This is a genomic window from Clostridium sp. CM041, assembly GCF_055081035.1.
Window position 1 is genome coordinate 2,221,329 of record NZ_CM143648.1, and the last position, 18,251, is coordinate 2,239,579.

The following is an 18,251-nucleotide window of genomic DNA, read 5'->3' on the forward strand; positions in this document are numbered from 1 at the left end:
ATATGAGCTGCTTACCTTAATCTTATTTTATAATTCCAAAGGACGGTGCAAAATGAAAACCACACCTAATGAAAAAGAAAAAAACATTATTCAGCCCTATGAAAATAGCGCTTTAAAAATTAGATTAAATAAATTTATAAGTGAAACAGGTTTTTGCTCTAGACGTGAAGCAGATAAACTTATTAACAAAGGCAATGTCACGTTAAATGGCAAAATTCCTGAAATGGGCACTCAAGTATCTGCAGCTGATCACATTGAAATAAATGGTAAACCATTAAAACATAAAGTAGAATTTGTCTACTTAGCTTTCAATAAACCTGTTGGAATAACCTGCACTACTGAGCATAAAGTTAATGGAAATATCATAGATTTTATAAATTTTAAAAAAAGAATTTTCCCCATTGGTCGCCTTGATAAACCTTCTCAAGGTCTTATATTTCTAACTAACGATGGAGACATTGTGAATAAAATTTTACGTTCAGGTAATAACCACGAAAAAGAGTATATTGTCACTGTAGATAAACCTATATCCCCTAATTTCATAAAGAGTATGGCAAATGGTATTCCTATACTAAATACTATAACTAAAAAATGTTTTGTAAAAAAAGAAAGCAAATATGTTTTTAAAATAATTTTAACAGAGGGACTTAACCGTCAAATACGAAGAATGTGTGAGCATTTAGGGTATGCTGTTGTTAAACTTGAAAGGCTTAGAATTATGAATGTTTCTATAGATAACTTGCCACTTGGGAAATGGAGATATCTAACGCCAAAAGAACTTGTCGGTATTAATAAGTTAATTTCTAATTCTATTAAAACTGAAAATGCTTAACCATTATCTTCTATGCTTAAATGTAGTTAAAAAGCACACAAATTTGTGTGCTTTTTGGCTTATATAAAAGTTATCAACATTATTCACACAGAAAATGTGTATAACTTGTTAGTCTTATTTAATAATAACTATCTTATTTAACTTCTGCTTTTTTTTGTAAATATATCTTTAAAATTATTAGTAATTACTTGTTTATTTCCCTTAACTTCAAATACTTCTTTAGTCTTTTTCTATGAGATATTATCCAATATTTTTCGTACTAACTCAAAGTAATTTCTTCTATGGGCTCCCTACAATTCTAGATCTTTTTAATTTTTTACTGTTTTATAGATATTACATTTTAATTACATTTATGGTGATTAATCACGCTACTAGGCCATTTGTTATAGTTATCATTAAAAAACTGATAACTCTTTCGCAACCTTTTAAAATTCTTTCTAAGTAATTATATTTCTATTTTTCTATAAATATGGTGTTATATTTCACTCTATTATTTTCATAAACTTACTAATAATTTGAAATCTTTTACTGTTTTTTATTTAGACTAACAGATTGTACACATTAATATTTACTAATCCACAAACACACTAAAACTATGTATATTTTTGTAAATTTTTATAAAACATTTAAGGCTTATACACATTATCCACAGCTTTTTTGTGGATAATGTGTGGGGTTGATGTTAATGAATACTATATAGTATTTATTATAGGCGTTTTTAGAATATTTTTTGTAAATGCTTGCATTTTAAATAATATATTTCAAAATTTTATCATTAAGTTATACACACTATCCACAGTTTTGTGGATAACATGTTAATAATTTATTTGCTATTTTCTCATCATCTTTCCTATTACTAAGATGCGCGAGTGCCTCACTACTTATTTTAATATGTTACTCTAATAAATTTTCTTGATTACCTTCTCATGAAATGCTATATTATATAAAGAAAAGCATATATTCCTACTGCTACATTTCTATATATTTAAAATATTTATAAATTAAATTGAAAAGGGGTAATTCGCTTGAGAATTGGAATGGGCTATGATGTTCATAAATTAGTTAAGGGTAGAAGTTTAATACTTGGTGGAGTAACCATACCGCACGAGGCTGGATTACTAGGGCATTCAGACGCAGACGTTCTTGTTCACGCTATCATAGATGCTCTTTTAGGTGCTGCGGCTCTTGGTGACATTGGAAATCATTTCCCCGATACTGATGCTAAATATAAAGGCATGTCTAGCATTGTCCTACTTAAATATGTAGGCAGTTTAATAAAAAATAAGAATTACATAATCGAAAATATTGATGCTACAATAATTGCACAAAACCCTAAAATGGCGCCCCATATACCCCCTATGGTAATAAATATTGCAACTGCGCTACAATTACCTATAGATAAAGTTAACATTAAAGCTACTACAGAGGAAGGCCTTGGTTTTACTGGCCGCCTAGAAGGGATCTCTTCTAATGCCATCTGTCTTTTAAAATAAAATTTTATTTTCTGTTTGTTAGGGTCTGTAACTCCCACTTATAGAAGTGGGAGACTTCCTTCTGACATGTCGTTAAAATTCTAAAATCCTTGTTTCCAAATTCCATAATCTGCATGATCAATAAGCATAGCTGAAGAAAAATAAGTACCTTGTCCATATTCAACACCTAGTTCCATTAGCTTGTCCTTTTCTTCCAAGGTTCGTATTCCCTCGGCTATAATCTTCATTCCTGTTTTTATCCCCATTTTAACCATATGTTCTATCATCAATGCTTTTATTTCATCTTTATGCACATCTTTTACTATTTCCTGAGAAATTTTTATAAAATGTGGCTTCATCTTTATTAATTCTACCATATTAGAGTTACCTTCTCCAAAGTTATCCATAGCTAATTTAAATTTTAATTCATCAGCAAAATTACGCCAAAATGCACTTCTCGGTATACGTTGTGTAATTTCTAAAACTAAGTTTGTCCCTTCCAATTTCTTTATAACCTTTTTTATAGTATGCCTAGTTGTATCCGATTGAATCTTAAAAAATAATCCTTCTTCAATAAATGGTTCAAGTTTGTTTAGATAGTTATTTAATTTGTCACAAGCTAGCATAGTAAGGTTTTCCAAATCCCCGGTAAGTCTAGCTTTTTCAAACATTTCATCTGGGAAAAATTCTAATCTTGAATCCCTAACTAGTATTTCTAATGATTTAACCCTACCACTGTTTAAGTTTATAATAGGCTCAACTGTAAGCTCTATAGACTTATTTTTTATTATACCCGAAATGTGATATGCCTTTTCGTCAATTTTATATATTGAATCATTATCTAGAAACTCACTTATTGAAGCTTCATCTAAAAACCATTGAACACTAGTGCTGGATGATAAACTAGGATTATATAAATCTATAAGTTCATGCTTTAAAACTGCTCTTAAGTTATACATTGTATATATCATTGCTGCCATCCTTTTATTTTCATCCTTTGCTTTACGGATGAAATTCAATCCTGCAGAAACTCCAGCTAAGTAAAAAGATGGCTCATATAGTTTATTTCTAGAATCCGAGAGCAAATAGTCTATACCATGTCTTAATTCTGGTATTATATCTCTCAATATACTGGCTCCCTCTCCATCTGGTATATCAACATATTTAACATTCCTTGTTAATTCCTCACATAAACTAATCCAAAATTTTCTTTGTTTATTGTTATCGAATTTTAAATAGTCCATTAAAGAATGTATTTCTAAATACCTTGTATCATAAAAAATATTACTATGAAGTTGGTAACTTCCAAAATCGATAATAGACGGTTTTTTCACCGAAACAATTATATTTCCTCCGTGCAAATCACCATGTATGCATGAATCTAAATACTTTATTTTACGACCACACCACACCTTTTCATCTGCAAAAAATTTATATGGATTAGGGAAGAATTTATCAACTCCATCAATTACTAACCATTTTTTATCTTCATCAATCATTAATGTTTCAAAACCCTTTATAAATTTCTCATCCATAAATCTATAACCTAAAGAAGTTTTCATTATATCAATAGGAGATTTAATTTCAGATGTATGAGGTTTATTCCAATTATATAAAAATTTAGCTACTTGTTCTGAAGTCTGTTTAACTAATGCTAATTCATTTTCCATTGAATATTTCAATGTCTTAATTCCCAGTACATTATCTCCGCCTAATTCATATAAAACTCCAAATCTCTTTAAATTATTTACACATTGTATTTCCACTTCATCAATAATTTTAGGAATATATCCTTCAATTCCATTCTCTATCGCTTGCAAAAATGCTTTATTATGTAATCCGCTTTCATTCATTTCCTGAATTTTTACAACTCCTAATTTACGCGATTCACTAAATTCCACAGTATATACCGCCGCCTCAGATTGTCCATCATTTAACTTATTTATTATTTCTATAGGTTGATTTTCTTCTGCAAAATTTTCTAAAATCATTGTTTTCTCTTTCTGGCTTAGCATATTTTACCCCCTACACCAATTATTATTACACTATAGCTAAACACACCTTTATCCAGACTTATTGCATTTCATATGTTAATTTTATAAATTATAAACCATTTCCAGTTAAGTTAACAGTGTATAACTTATTAATTTCACTAGAAATATATGATTTACACTATTTATCGATTAATTCACCCTTATATTTATAAAGAGTATTTTTTATTTTATAAGCTAAAATATACTTATCATTATTTGATTATACTACAAATATATAATATTACTATAAATGCAGAAAATCACACAAGCTTTATTAATTATAAAGCTTGTGTGATTAAATAAATGTCGTTAAAACTATGTTCAAAAATTTAGTTAACTAAACAATTTCCTAGTGCAATAATACTTATCTTCTCTTTTCTCTAAATCAAATTCACTTATAGATGTAACTCTATCATGTTGCTCTATATGAAGCACATAACCCTCTTCATTCTCATTTTCAAAAAAAACTTTCGTGTAATTCATAACTTCTACTTTGTCCCCACACAGATCATAAATTAATGTTGGCATCTTATCAATCATATCCATCTACCCCTTTAATATTTATTAACTATAGTTAATAAATATTATGGTGTACTACTATTTATGCTGAAAATGTTATTAATTTTGATTTTTTTAGATATAGTTAATATACACCTCTTTATTTTTTAATTTTCATAATCATCTACAATTTTTCTTATTAATTTTTTTATTGCACTAGCTTGCGATACCAATGTCATTACAACTAAAAACACTGTTATTCTTTCCTCATCATTTTCTTTTAAATCTAAATCATTAATTATACTTTGTAATTTTGATTTATCACAAAACTGATTTTTTACGAAATGATTAAGGCTTTCTTTTTGCATATCAGAGAAAATTTTATAGGCTTTTTCCCATGAAATAATATCATCATCTCTATCATTAATTTCATTGAACGCTAGCCTAAAGACTTTCTTAATTTCCTCTGCTGTAAGTATAGGTCTCATGTAGCTAAGTAACACTAATTGGGCAAGATGTAACTTTGTATAGCCTCTCTTTTTACTATCTTCTGGCTTAGATATAACTCCGCCTTTTATATAATTCTGTACTATATTATTGGTGTAATTATCAGCATCAAATTTATCATTTAAGTAATCAATCACTTGAGATAAAAACAAATCGTACTGAGGTAATTCTTCATACATAATTATGCTGTTTTCGGATATCGATTTTGATAATGAACTTATATTATCTAGAGTAAATTTAGCCTTATCCACCATTTATCACCTTCCAAAAATTAATTTACTAAATAAAATATATTTTCTAGTCTTGAGCATATAACTATATTATAAGGTATGTATATACTATTACAAGTTATTTTCTATTTTTTTATGTTTTGCATTATTTCTATAGAAATTTGAAAATAACTAACCTTAGATTCGCCTATTAAAATATTAATTTTACTTTTTCTTTGCTCTGTATACTTTAATAATAAATAGCGGTTAATATAAATTATTAGTTTGAAAACCCACTAATTTTTAACATTATTTATAATACGCAATATACTCTACTCTTTTACAAGATTCTCGTTATGCAATTTGATTTAATTCACAGTTAATATTGCAAACATCTAAATTTTAACCATTATAATTAAGTTATCCACTGTTTTTAACATTTAATCAACAGAAGCTGTGGACAATTTAATTTACACGGAAAGCCTTGTTTAAAAGCATTTACATATTAAAAGTAATTCTGACAAGTTTCTTATCCACATTATACATTATCACCTGTTCATAAACTGTTAATCCTTGTGTGGAGAAAAGAGTATTAAATTATTTTTCTACTTTCAATTTTTATCTTTTTCTGCCATTTGATTTTTATCTTATTTAAATAAATTATTATAGTTTGCAAGTGATTTTAGCTATATCTGAAATCACTTGCAAACTAACCCTCCCTATACTATCTAATCTCCCCAAAAAACAGCTGACTAATCCACTCCTGCTTTAGTCAGCTATGTTTTATACACTCAAACTTATTACCCCCCCTCAGCAATACCACATATCTTTTCTATTCCCTCTTTTGCTATTAATATTGCAATTTTTCTTGAACTCGTTTATATTAGTATTCGATAATTAGCCACAGAAAATATCATCCATGTTATATTTTCTGTGGTCAATTTACGGTTTTATAAAAATCAAACTTTACAATTTTCTCGTGAATAAAAAAACAGACTATTAAAATAGCCTGTTTTTTATTTAAAATTACTTAACCCTTCTTGCAGTAAGGTAATCTCCTCGTGTTAGTTCTGATATTTTAATCACATCTCCCGTACGAGGTGCATGAATATATGAGTTATTTCCTACATACATTCCCACATGATGTGGATCTGACGCCGAACCAAAGAAAATTAAATCTCCTGGTTGCAAAGCTTCTCTAGGTACATATGATCCTTCATTTATCTGTGTATATGTAGTTCGGCTTAATGAAACTCCGAAATGATTATATATATGTTGCATAAAACCAGAGCAATCAAAATATTGAGGACCAGCAGCACCCCAAACATATGGCGTTCCTAAATAATTACTTGCATAAGCAACTATCGCATTAGAGCTAAGTGACGCTGATGCTGATCCTGCTCCTCTAGATGGAGTAACATTAGATTGAGCAGTCTTAGCTGCATTGTCTCTTATTTGTTGTATTTGCTTCATAGTAGCATCTACGGTAGCTTGTCCATCACTAATTTTGCCAGAATATAATTGTTTTTTCTTTTCAGCTTCCTTGATTAATGCATCTTGTTCTTGCTTCTTTTCTTTAAGCTTGCCTATCTTATTTTCATTATCAGTTTTCAACACTAATAACTTAGTTTTTTCAGCTTCAAGCACAACCTTTTTGTTTTCAATTTTACTCTTCTCAGCTGTTAATTGTCCAATAATTTTATTATCATATTCCACAATTTTTTTAATGTTGTCAACCCTTGAAATAAGATCTTCTACTCCCTCAGAATCCAGTAAAACTTCCAAGTAGCTATCCGCACCATTCATATACATGCTTCGCATTCTCTTATTAAATAAGTCCTCTTCTTCTTTAATATTAGCCTCTGCAACTTGTATATCTTTTGTTGTTTTTTCTATTTGCTTTTGGGTCTCGCCTATTTTATCTTTTGTTTTGTTCACTTCTATGCCCATTTTCCCTATGCTCGAATCCAATTTTTCAATTGAAATTTCTATATCCTCAACATTATCTTGTATTTTCTTGTACTCGTTTTTTTGCTCCTCAAGCTGGCCCTTTTGATTACTAAGCTTATCCGATAATGGATCTGCCAATGCCTGTATATTTATTGTAGCGGCCAGTCCAATTGTTACTATAAGCGATATTATTTTTTTACGCAACTTAATCCCCCCATATCAAAAAAAATATATATATGTATTTTTATAATTTATTCACTCTTAAAACGACATTTTTATTATAACACTATTTTGACCAAGCATTCATTGGGAACATAGGTTAAATTTCCAATGAATGCTTGTATACTTCTGATTTAGGCATATTTCTATCTTTTGCAACTTTTTTCATTGCATCTTTTTTATTTACTCCCTCATCCATATGTTTTTGTATATGTTCTTCTATAGTTAGTAAATCCCATTTAGCTCTTTCATCTTTATCTATATCTTCCTTACTCTTACCTTCAACTACTAATACATATTCTCCTCTTGGGGCGTTTTGTTTATAATATTCCACAGCTTCTTCTAAACTCAACCTAATTATCTCTTCATATAATTTTGTAAGTTCCCTGCACATTGATATTTTTCTGTTTCCAATACTTTCATATAAAAATTCTAAAGTTTTTAAGAGTCTGTGAGGAGCCTCATAGAAAATTAAAGTTTCACTCCTATTTATTAAATCATCAATAATAGGCTTTCTATCTTTATTTTCCCTAGGTAAAAATCCTCTAAATATGAATTTTGTAGTATCAAGTCCTGAATATACAAGTGCAGTAGTAATTGCAGTGGCACCAGGAAGCACTACGAATTCTATGTTCTGTTCTATACACTTTAAAACTATTACGCTTCCCGGATCTGATATTCCCGGCGATCCCGCGTCGCTAATTATAGCTATATTTTTACCTTCTTTTATCTGCTCAATTATATTTTGACTTTTTCCTTGTTCATTATGTTGATGATAGCTTATAAGTGGCTTTTTTATATTAAAATGATTTAGTAATTTTAAGCTTTGCCTCGTATCTTCTGCCGCTATTATATCTACATTTTGTAACACTTCTAATGCTCTGAGCGTTATATCCTTTAAATTGCCTATAGGGGTTGGAACTAAGTATAATTTTCCTGACATTCTTATCACCCTTTACTTTAATATTTGCATTAATTGGCTCTACCTTTAAATTATTTAATATTCTATTGTATTTGAATTATACATATCAGCAATTTCCTGAGTATACCCACCATCCTCAGTGTGAACATAAAGAGGGGGCTCCCATTTTAAAAAGGTTCCTCCATCTCTTTGTCCCTCGATGAGCACTATGTTAGGTGCCTTATTTACACTAGGATGCACCATTCTTATACGTTTAGGCTCAATTCTATGTTTTCTCATAGCACATAAAATATCAACTAATCTATCCGGCCTATGTACCATATACATCCGTCCATTATCCTTCAGCAAAACTCTACATGCAATAATTACATCTTCTAATGTACAACAAATCTCATGTCTTGCTATAGCATTCTTATCATCTAAACTTATTAATCCTGAATTTTGAAGTTTATAAGGTGGATTAACTGTAACAATTTCTACCTTGGGGATACTTTTAATGAGTTCTATATCCTTTAAGTCTCCATTTATAAATTTAATTTTATGTTCTAATTTATTATATCGTGCGGATCGATTCGCCATATCAACAAATTCTTTTTGAATTTCCACACCAATTAGATTACTTGCATATGTTTTACCTGCTAATATGAAAGGAATTATTCCTGTGCCAGTACATAAATCAACAACTTTAGCATTTCTTCTTACTTTAGCAAAATTAGCAAGTAATACTGCATCCACCCCAAATCGGAAAGCATGTTTTTTTTGAATAACATGAATTCCCTTTAAATTAAGATCATCTAAAGTTTCATCATCTCCTAAAAACTCCATTATGTATCTCCTTTCTATGAAATCTATATTTACTTTATGCATAACAACAAAAGAAGTATACCTCAATTTTTGTTGCTAAATCAAGAGAATACAGATTATAAAATAATAAATATATTTATTTTATTTATCACTAATCTAATTAATTATAAAACTACTATTAGTAAACATTGTTGAATATACATTAATTATATAATAATCGATTATAATGAGGTTAAAAATGCAATTAATATTATATCCTTTTAAAAATATAGTTTTCAATAAAAATTCTGTTTTATTAGATGCATCCTTCTTGCTCAGCTTAATATATGATGACGATATTAAGCATAGTGATTGTTTATCATGCTTAAAGCAACTTTCTGAAGGAAGTTGTGAGTTTTACACTACCAGTATCATCTCTGCAGAAGTTTTAAATAAAATACTTTATAAATTGTTCATTAGTGACATCCAATGTAAAATAAGCAATAATAGACCCTATAACTCAGCCGTCAACATCAGATCTATAGCAAATAGCTTTAGCCGTCACGATACAAAAATATTAAAGGAAAAGAAAAAAGACAGACTTATTCATATTCCATATAAGAGGTATTTTGATAATATTTCTAAAAATTCTATGAAAAGAAATTTATTAAATGTCTATTACAATAAGTCCGTAGAAATAATTTCAGAACTAGAAAAAATTATAAACATAAAATATCTTAACATTCCTGAAGAGTGTATATCTCTAGTTAAAAAATTCATGTGTGAAAACTTATTATCTGTAAATGATGCTTTCCACATAGCTACTGCAGAGTACAATAATATAGACTTTTTACTAACTTTGGATGGTGACTTTATTTTTGCTGAAAGTAGTAAAATGCAAATACTTAGGATTTAACAAACTAATATTTGTTTCAACTTTACCGTCGCTAATTCATTTTTTTCGAAGCTGTGTAACTCCACAAGTGATGATTTAATGCATCAATTACTTGCACTATAAAAAAGAAGTGTATTTTGAGAGAATCAAAATTACACTTCTTTTTTATAGCTATTATTTTGGAATATTAATAATTGTGCCTTCTTTTATAGCATCCTCATTTGTAATTTTATTTGTTTCTTTTAACATTTCTATCGCCTTTTTCACATTATATGAGGTCATGTTATTTTTGGCAATTGAAGTTAATGTATCTTTGCTTTTAACAGTGTAGTCACCAGTTTCAGATTTTTTAACTACAGCTGTTTTATCCGTTTTAGCTATTTTATCCTTTTTAGCTTTTTCAACTACATCATTCGAAGCTTGAATTGCTTTTTCATAAGGAATTACTATTTTCTGACCCGCTGCAATTTTGTAAGATTCATTTATACCATTCCTACTTTTAATAAATTCAACCATTTTGCTTTTGTCCTGACTAGGTGTATATGTTTTTACTATACTAAACACTGTGTCATTTTCTTTAACAGTATACATTCCAACGTTAGTTTTGTCATTTATATAAGCAGCATCCATTTCATTAGTGCTTTCCCCTTGAGTATTTTTATTTGTTACCGTCTCATTATTATCTGCCGGTATTATTTTATTGCTTTGCACTATACTATCATTTTGTAATTTTACATTAGCAACATTTTCTCTTCCTCCAATAAACTTTATAGAAAAAAACACGCCTAACATTACTACAGCAATCGTAGATATACTAATTATTCCTTTTTTCATACTCATATTTAAAACCCCTTCCATATTTATTAGTCAATGATTTACATTTAAATTATTGACTTAATTTAAAATTCTCATACCTCCAAATATATTTTATTGTTGTTTAAAACTAATTTATGTTTTTGCAAAAATTATCAGCATATTTTAAATGTATTTCAAAAAAAAACAGGCTGTTAACCTTTGAATGTAAGTTAACAGCCTCTATATCCCAATATATTACTTTTTGTTATTTACTATTTTTTTCTATTTGCATCTTAACTTCTTCACCAGTCATTCCAGTTGCATTAATAATTGAAGTTTTTGATATAGTATTCTCTATACCCATAATATCTTGATTCTCGCCCGTAACAATAACAGCATCATATTTATTTAAAAAATTACCTGCATTCTTTTTTCTATTATCAAACTCTTTTACTGTATATCCCTCGTCACTCAAGTAATCTTTAATTGGGTTCAAGCCCTTTTGTACTGCTAATTTTTTCATATTTTATGCCTCCCTTCAAAATTATTATCTCCAATTCTAAAATGTGTATTCATATAATCCATTTATACTTTACTTTTTAACATAGCAAAAAACAAAGAAAAGAAACCAGAGAAAGTTTCTCTGGTTTCTTTATATAACTGTATACCCGACTACCTCAATTGACTCAATTAAATTATCCAATGAAACAAAATAATCATCATATATTATTTCTATTTCTTTACTTACACTATTTATTTGGCAAGCAACTACCCCTTGATTATTTGATACTGCTACATTAATGTTACTAATATCCTCCGAAGTATTCATATTGTATACTTTTATAACTGACTTCATCTTCCCCCTCCCTAGTTATCTTTAAATAATTCTTTTACAACATATGAATCTTCCTCATCTCCATCTAATTCCAATTTAATATTCTCCACAATAACAGAATCTTCATATCTTCCAGAAATTAATGTTAAGTCTTCAATTTTAACCTCTACTATCTCTTCATCGCTCCCATTAAGTTTTATCTTAATTTTCACAGTTTCTTTTACAACACTATTCCCAATAACCTCTGATCTACCGTAAGGTGTGTCTACTATGGATCCTAAAGTAGGTAAGGTTTTCCTTATTCTTTCATATGTGTCCTGCTCATAGTTTAAACAGCACATAAGTCTACCACAAATACCTGAAATTTTTGTAGGGTTTAATGATAAATTTTGCTCTTTAGCCATTTTTATAGACACTGGTGCAAATTCGCCCAAAAAGGTTGAACAACACATAGGTCTACCACACGGTCCAAGACCACCTATCATTTTTGCTTCATCCCTAACTCCTATTTGTCTAAGTTCTATTCTGGTTCTAAATACCGCCGCTAAGTCCTTTACTAATTCACGGAAATCCACTCTTCCATCTGCTGTAAAGTAAAATATAACTTTATTATTATCAAACGTATACTCTACATCTATGAGTTTCATATCTAGTTCATGTTTATGTATCTTATCTAAGCATACTTCATAGGCTTCCTTTTCTTTTCTTTTATTTTCTAAGTCTTTTTCTGCATCACCATCTGTAGCCTTTCTGATAACGCATTTAAGGGGAGATACTATATCGTCTTCTCGTATTTCTTTTATGCCAATAACACATTCTCCAAATTCTATCCCTCTTACGGTTTCAACAATAACCTTATTTTCCTTTTGAATATCTATACCATTTGGACTAAAATAATATATTTTACCAGCTTTTTTAAATCGTACTCCTATTACTGTAACCATGTTAAATCATCTCCTTCGCAGCTGCATATTAACGACTTCAGAAGGAGATTTAACTACCACTTATATAAGTGGGAACCTTTCCTTCTGAAAAGTCGTTAAACCTCCTGCATTTTAAATAGCATTACTTCAAACGTCAATCCCGGGTTAACGTTCTTAACTAAATTCTCCCTAGTATCATTAATTATGCTTATAATACCATTTAATTTATTAAATGAAAATATATTAGCCAATTCTTTTATACTTAATAACTTATCTATGTTAAGAATTAAATCTTCTTCTTCAATTTCTTTATATATTATGGTATCCCTAATATACGAAAGAAATGCAGTTAATATTTCTTCAAAACTTTCTTTTTGATTAGCTAATTTTTTTTCATATTTAATTAGCTCTTCAGTTCCAACTTTATTAAGATTAAGCAATATTTCCAAGGTAATGTTTCTAATATCCTTGAAATTATTATCTTGAATAAACTTTTCAGCCTTTCCTGGTATTCCATCACTAAAAGCTGTAATAACCCTTATCTCTTCTAAAGATAAATCATAATAATTTATTTTTAAAAACTCTTCCATCTCATCTACGTTTAAATTCTTTAGTTTATGTATTTGGCATCTTGATTTTATTGTATCCAGTATAACTTCAAGATTTTCACATAATAAAAGTATAATCACGTTTTTAGGTGGCTCCTCGATTGTTTTTAAAAAAGCATTTTGAGCTTGCACCGTCATTTTATGGGCATTGTAAATAATAATAACTTTCCTATCACCTTCATAAGGTTTTCTGTTAATTTCTTCAATTAAAGTTCTTATAGAGTTAACTCCTATGGTACTTTTGTTTTTTTCTATTCTCCATTCTACCAAATCAACATATTGCCTATCTTGATTTTTTCCTAAAACCTTTAATCCTATATTCTTAGCTAATATACTTTTGCCTATTCCACCCTCTCCAACTAAAAGGTGAGCATGTGATAACCTATCCGCTTCTATAGATTTACTTATTTGATTCTTTATACTATTATGACCTATTATACTCTCAAAACTCATTTTGATCCTCCATACATAGAAGCAAGTATAGATTTATATATACTTGCTTCTACTTAGTTATACCTTTATGTACTTGTCTACGTCAACTACAAATACATTTGCTCCACCTACCTCCACTTCAATAGGAAATGGCATATATACTCCAGTAGAACCAGCCACAGGTGAAGGTGATGATATTATTTGCTTTCTTTCCTTACATACTTCCTCGATAATGGCTAAAACTTCATCTACCTTTTCTTTATCAACACCCATTAGTAATGTTGTATTTCCCGATTTTAAAAACCCTCCGGTTGTAGCTAATTTTGTAACCCTAAAACCCTTGTCTGTTATTTCCTCAATTAACTCATTTGCATCATCATCTTGTACTATTGCAATAACTAATTTCATTTAATCCCACCCTTTTTATAATTTTATTTTTTTTATTCTGTTTATTATATCTTTATGTATTTCATCTACATTTCTATTACCATCTATTACTTCTATTTTACCATATTTCCTACAAATATCTAAGTAACCTTCAAAAACTTTTTTATGAAATTCATTCCCGCCATTTTCTAAACGATCTAAAGTCTTTTGCATTTTTTTTCGATTTAATCCTTCTTCATATGGGATAGTAATCATAAATATTAAATCTGCCTCTAATCCATCTAAAGCGGCTTCATTCATGCTCTTTATTCTTTCCAATCCGAGTCCGCGGCCAATGCCTTGATACACCATTGAAGAATATACAAAACGGTCGCATATAACTATCTTACCCATGTCTAAGGCTGGCTTTATAACCTCGCTAACTAGTTGAGCCCTAGACGCAGCATAGAGTAATGCCTCGCACATATAACTCATATTACAATTATCATTATCTAATATTATTTCTCTGATTTTCTCACTAATTTCTGTGCCACCCGGTTCCCTAGTTCTTACTACTTCAAATCCCAATTCTTTCAGATGCTTTTCTAGTAATTGTATTTGAGTAGTTTTCCCTGAACCATCTGGGCCTTCTAGTGCTATTAGACGCCCTCTTTCCATTCAATCCCCTCCACCACTATTAATAGTCTATTTTTCTACTGTTGCTACTTTCCCATCATTAATTCCAAGTACCGTTACATTGCATTGCAAGTAATATTCTATAACGGCTATAGTATCCTCATCTAGTCTTTCTCCAGGCATTACAATAGGTATTCCCGGTGGATATGGAACTATTGCTACTGCACTTATTTTCCCCTCTGAATTTTTTAACTCTACCATAGTTTTTTCTCTATCCATTACTTCATATGGGTACATAATTGGCATTGGCATACCATAATCTATTAATTCTACATATTTCCCCTTTAAATTGTTCATATCACAGTTTTTCAGGGCTATGTATAACACTTCAAAATCCTGCTGATTATTAAAGGGAGAAAATATTAAAACTACATTTCTACTATCACTCATTTCAGCTTGAATATTGTTTATTCTTAAATACTCTAATAACTTATGTCCACTATACCCCTTAGGTACATTTAATATATACCTAGTTAAATCCATAGTATACTTATTACCATCTTTAGTGGAATTCTCTGATGCATCTAATAAATCTTCCTCACCTATAATATGAAATTTGCCTACTCTATTGATTCTCTCTCTATTAAATTTACAGACTTTAATTAACCCTTCATAATCATTTTCACCATACTCTTGAAGATAAAATCTTGCATAATCCATAGAACACAAAAGCATATAAGATGGACTTGTACTTAAAAAGGCACTTGCATAGAAATCTACCTTACTGATATCCGTACCTTTTCCTACATGTAAAAAAGCCGTTTGCGTTAGGCTAGGTAGAGTTTTATGCGCACTCATAACTACCATATTAACTCCCATTTTCAAAGGATTTTCGGGTAATAACTTATTGGCACCAAAATGCGCACCATGAGCGGCATCTACTAATACCTTAATATTATATTTTCTAGCAATTTCAATAATGTATGATAAATCAAAGCATATACCATAATAATTAGGGTAGGTAACAATAATCCCTTTAGCATCTTTATTTTCATTAATTAAGGTGGAAAAATGCTCCTTATCTAAAGGAAAAGGAACATCATATTTTGGATGAATTTCATTTTTAATATATACTGGCTTTAGTTTTCTCATAATAATGGCATTAAATATCGAGCGATGACAATTTCTCTCTACAATGATTTTGTCACCCTCATTGAAGGATGAAAAAATCATAGCTAAGTTCCCACTAGTACTACCATTCACTAGAAAATAAGATTTAATACTTCCATAGTATTCACTCAATAATTGTTGAGACTCTTTTATTATTCCTCCTGCATGGTGAAGATTATCTAATCCATCGACCTCAGTAATATCTCCTTTTATAAAGTTTTCGTAAAGCTCCTTGCCTCTTATCGTTTTAAAAAACCCAAGCCCTCCCTTATGCCCTGGCATACAAAAGGAAACATTTTTTTCTTTTATATATTTTAACACTCCATCTACAAGTGGTAATCTTGACAATCCTTAGTCACTCCTCTTGGTATAAACTGCACCAAATTCTTTCTTATACAGTTCTTGTAATATTCATAAAAATCAGTATTAGGCTTTGATTCTATAATTCTTCCTTCGCAATTATTGCAAATTCCTCTTCCATTTATTATTATACCATCATTTAGAGGCTTTCTACATATAATACATTTTTCTTTTTTCATAATTTCCCCCTTAAACTTGCTAACTAAAAACTACCTACAGTATAGCCTCTTATACTATATTTTATTCAACTAAGTACGGTTTCTTATTTTGTCCACTTAATAATTCAAAATATATTTATCTACATTTTATGCCATAAATAGCTATATAAAATATTGTTTATTATTATAAATATATTTGTATACCTTTGGTTATACTAAATGTGTTAATAGGTATGAACATTTTGAAAGGAGCGAAGCTATGAAACAAGAAATTATAAGTTATATAAGCAGCATAAAAGAAGATATCCATAATTTATCAAATTATCTTTATACTAACCCTGAAACGAGTTATAAAGAGTATAAAGGTTATTCTTACATAATAAACATGTTAAAAACTCATGATTTTGAAATACAAGAAAACTATTCTAATATTCCTACTTCTTTTTATGCTCAATATGGAAATGGCCACCCTAAGATATGCTATATATGCAAATACACATCTAGTGAAAATGTAGGTCATATTTTTGGTAATAACGTGAATGCTAGCATTTCTATTGCGGCAGCATTAGGATTATCAAAAGTAATATCTAAAAGCGGTGGAAGTGTAATTCTATTAGGATGCCCAGGCGAGTACACAAATGGCGCAGAATTATCTTTAGCAAAGGAAAAATGTTTTGATGATATGGATGCTATTATTGCTCCTCACTGTGATACAAGCAATGCAGAAAGCGGTACCTCTATGGCTACAATTCCACTTAAACTTAAATGTCATCAAACTATTAATATTAATAATAAAGTTCTTAGTAACCTTTCATCTTTGGATGCCTATTTATTTATACTTAATACACTAAGCCAATTATTAAAAGGATTGCACAACAGGTATTTTATTGATAGCATTTCTATAGAAAATGCCTCTTCATGCATTAATGAATTTTCTGAATCAGAGGCTAAATTTTATTTGAAAGCTCCTAGCCTAAAAGAAGCTAAATCTCTAGAAAAAACTATTATAACCTTTATTCAATCACTATCTCAAATAATGAATATAACCGGAGAAATAAGTATATTTGAATTGCCTTCACAAGAGCTTTTGACTAATAAATCTTTATCAAGAATATTTACACACAACTTAAAAGAATGCGGAATCATCGATATTGCTTGTTGTAAAAATACTCTATATGGTCTGGGAATAGGTTCTATAAGTCATATTACTCCATGCATATATCCATCCATATCTATTACAGAAGATTCCTCGCTGAGTTGCCCCTCACCCGCATTTGCTCTAGAAACTCAAACAGATTTTTGTAAAAATAATATGATAAAAGCTGCACAAGCCCTTGCCTTAACTGGCCTCGACATTATTGAGAAAGAAGATTTATTAAAAGAAATTGGACTTGAATTAAAATAGTATGCAAATAAATGTTTCTTTAAAGTATCATTTGTTAATGAGCGACTCATAATTGGGATGTTGGAAATTATCCAACATCCCTTTCTCATCTTGGTAATAGATTTTGGATGAATTATACACCCTAACTCCATCTTTGGATCTATAAAATGAAAACTCAAGAAACTTAATTTCCATACTTGGTCTACCTTTGTTTCTCACCATTTACTTCAATAAATAGTTTCTTTTTTACAAATGATACATTAT

At 29.6% G+C, this 18,251-nt stretch carries 19 protein-coding genes; 4 read left to right on the top strand and 15 right to left on the bottom strand.

The annotated features are described in order from the left end of the window. Window positions 1-52 precede the first annotated feature (52 nt). Both rluF and ispF read left to right on the top strand, forming a co-directional pair. Window positions 53-832, top strand: coding sequence for a 23S rRNA pseudouridine(2604) synthase RluF (gene rluF / locus ACWJJT_RS10350; protein ID WP_462954687.1), 780 nt, complete (start codon window positions 53-55; stop codon window positions 830-832). Between the two features lie 1,025 nt (window positions 833-1,857). Beyond that, window positions 1,858-2,325, top strand: coding sequence for a 2-C-methyl-D-erythritol 2,4-cyclodiphosphate synthase (gene ispF, locus ACWJJT_RS10355; protein ID WP_216303296.1), 468 nt, complete (start codon window positions 1,858-1,860; stop codon window positions 2,323-2,325). A gap of 80 nt (window positions 2,326-2,405) precedes the next feature. Here ispF and ACWJJT_RS10360 read toward each other — a convergent pair whose 3' ends face one another. From ACWJJT_RS10360 to ACWJJT_RS10385, 6 genes are all read right to left on the bottom strand, one after another. After that, a complete protein-coding gene (locus tag ACWJJT_RS10360) occupies window positions 2,406-4,319 on the bottom strand; it encodes an EAL domain-containing protein (RefSeq protein WP_462954688.1) in 1,914 nt (637 codons plus the stop codon). Window positions 4,320-4,670: 351 nt separating this feature from the next. After that, entirely contained in the window at window positions 4,671-4,877 is a 207-nt protein-coding gene (locus ACWJJT_RS10365) for a hypothetical protein (protein ID WP_462954689.1), read from the bottom strand. A 125-nt stretch (window positions 4,878-5,002) separates the two neighbouring features. Then, window positions 5,003-5,596 carry a DUF1836 domain-containing protein gene (locus ACWJJT_RS10370; RefSeq protein ID WP_462954690.1) on the bottom strand — a complete coding sequence of 198 codons (594 nt, stop codon included), beginning with the start codon at window positions 5,594-5,596 and terminating at the stop codon, window positions 5,003-5,005. Between the two features lie 981 nt (window positions 5,597-6,577). Next, window positions 6,578-7,705, bottom strand: coding sequence for a C40 family peptidase (locus tag ACWJJT_RS10375; protein ID WP_462954691.1), 1,128 nt, complete (start codon window positions 7,703-7,705; stop codon window positions 6,578-6,580). Window positions 7,706-7,820: 115 nt separating this feature from the next. Next, the gene (gene rsmI / locus ACWJJT_RS10380) at window positions 7,821-8,663 is read right to left on the bottom strand and encodes a 16S rRNA (cytidine(1402)-2'-O)-methyltransferase (RefSeq protein WP_462954692.1); all 843 of its coding nucleotides are present in this window, start codon (window positions 8,661-8,663) and stop codon (window positions 7,821-7,823) included. Between the two features lie 54 nt (window positions 8,664-8,717). Further along, window positions 8,718-9,467, bottom strand: coding sequence for a tRNA1(Val) (adenine(37)-N6)-methyltransferase (locus ACWJJT_RS10385; RefSeq protein WP_462954693.1), 750 nt, complete (start codon window positions 9,465-9,467; stop codon window positions 8,718-8,720). 217 nt (window positions 9,468-9,684) lie between these two features. Here ACWJJT_RS10385 and ACWJJT_RS10390 point away from each other — a divergent pair, with 217 nt between their 5' ends. Next, window positions 9,685-10,341 carry a PIN domain-containing protein gene (locus tag ACWJJT_RS10390; protein WP_462954694.1) on the top strand — a complete coding sequence of 219 codons (657 nt, stop codon included), beginning with the start codon at window positions 9,685-9,687 and terminating at the stop codon, window positions 10,339-10,341. Window positions 10,342-10,494: 153 nt separating this feature from the next. On the opposite strand, the gene ACWJJT_RS10395 is transcribed toward ACWJJT_RS10390, so the two are convergent. From ACWJJT_RS10395 to ACWJJT_RS10435, 9 genes are all read right to left on the bottom strand, one after another. After that, the gene (locus ACWJJT_RS10395; RefSeq protein WP_462954695.1) at window positions 10,495-11,160 is read right to left on the bottom strand and encodes a LysM peptidoglycan-binding domain-containing protein; all 666 of its coding nucleotides are present in this window, start codon (window positions 11,158-11,160) and stop codon (window positions 10,495-10,497) included. Window positions 11,161-11,380: 220 nt separating this feature from the next. Continuing rightward, complete coding sequence (locus ACWJJT_RS10400; RefSeq protein WP_462954696.1) at window positions 11,381-11,638, bottom strand: YkuS family protein; 258 nt, start codon at window positions 11,636-11,638, stop codon at window positions 11,381-11,383. A 129-nt stretch (window positions 11,639-11,767) separates the two neighbouring features. Continuing rightward, on the bottom strand, window positions 11,768-11,971 hold the full coding sequence (locus ACWJJT_RS10405; RefSeq protein WP_462954697.1) for a heavy-metal-associated domain-containing protein: 204 nt from the start codon (window positions 11,969-11,971) through the stop codon (window positions 11,768-11,770). An 11-nt stretch (window positions 11,972-11,982) separates the two neighbouring features. Further along, window positions 11,983-12,894: a PSP1 domain-containing protein gene (locus ACWJJT_RS10410; RefSeq protein ID WP_462954698.1), complete on the bottom strand. Its 912-nt coding sequence runs from the start codon at window positions 12,892-12,894 to the stop codon at window positions 11,983-11,985. A gap of 95 nt (window positions 12,895-12,989) precedes the next feature. Continuing rightward, entirely contained in the window at window positions 12,990-13,934 is a 945-nt protein-coding gene (locus ACWJJT_RS10415; protein ID WP_462954699.1) for a DNA polymerase III subunit delta', read from the bottom strand. Window positions 13,935-13,991: 57 nt separating this feature from the next. After that, window positions 13,992-14,321, bottom strand: coding sequence for a cyclic-di-AMP receptor (locus tag ACWJJT_RS10420; protein WP_462954700.1), 330 nt, complete (start codon window positions 14,319-14,321; stop codon window positions 13,992-13,994). 15 nt (window positions 14,322-14,336) lie between these two features. Beyond that, window positions 14,337-14,957: a dTMP kinase gene (tmk, locus tag ACWJJT_RS10425; protein ID WP_462954701.1), complete on the bottom strand. Its 621-nt coding sequence runs from the start codon at window positions 14,955-14,957 to the stop codon at window positions 14,337-14,339. Window positions 14,958-14,984: 27 nt separating this feature from the next. Continuing rightward, on the bottom strand, window positions 14,985-16,433 hold the full coding sequence (locus ACWJJT_RS10430) for an aminotransferase class I/II-fold pyridoxal phosphate-dependent enzyme (protein WP_462954702.1): 1,449 nt from the start codon (window positions 16,431-16,433) through the stop codon (window positions 14,985-14,987). After that, entirely contained in the window at window positions 16,412-16,624 is a 213-nt protein-coding gene (locus ACWJJT_RS10435; RefSeq protein WP_462954703.1) for a sigma factor G inhibitor Gin, read from the bottom strand. Before ACWJJT_RS10435 ends, ACWJJT_RS10430 begins: the two co-directional genes overlap by 22 nt. Before the next feature lie 238 nt (window positions 16,625-16,862). Here ACWJJT_RS10435 and ACWJJT_RS10440 point away from each other — a divergent pair, with 238 nt between their 5' ends. Further along, complete coding sequence (locus tag ACWJJT_RS10440; protein ID WP_462954704.1) at window positions 16,863-18,008, top strand: zinc-binding metallopeptidase family protein; 1,146 nt, start codon at window positions 16,863-16,865, stop codon at window positions 18,006-18,008. The last annotated feature ends 243 nt before the right edge of the window (window positions 18,009-18,251 follow it).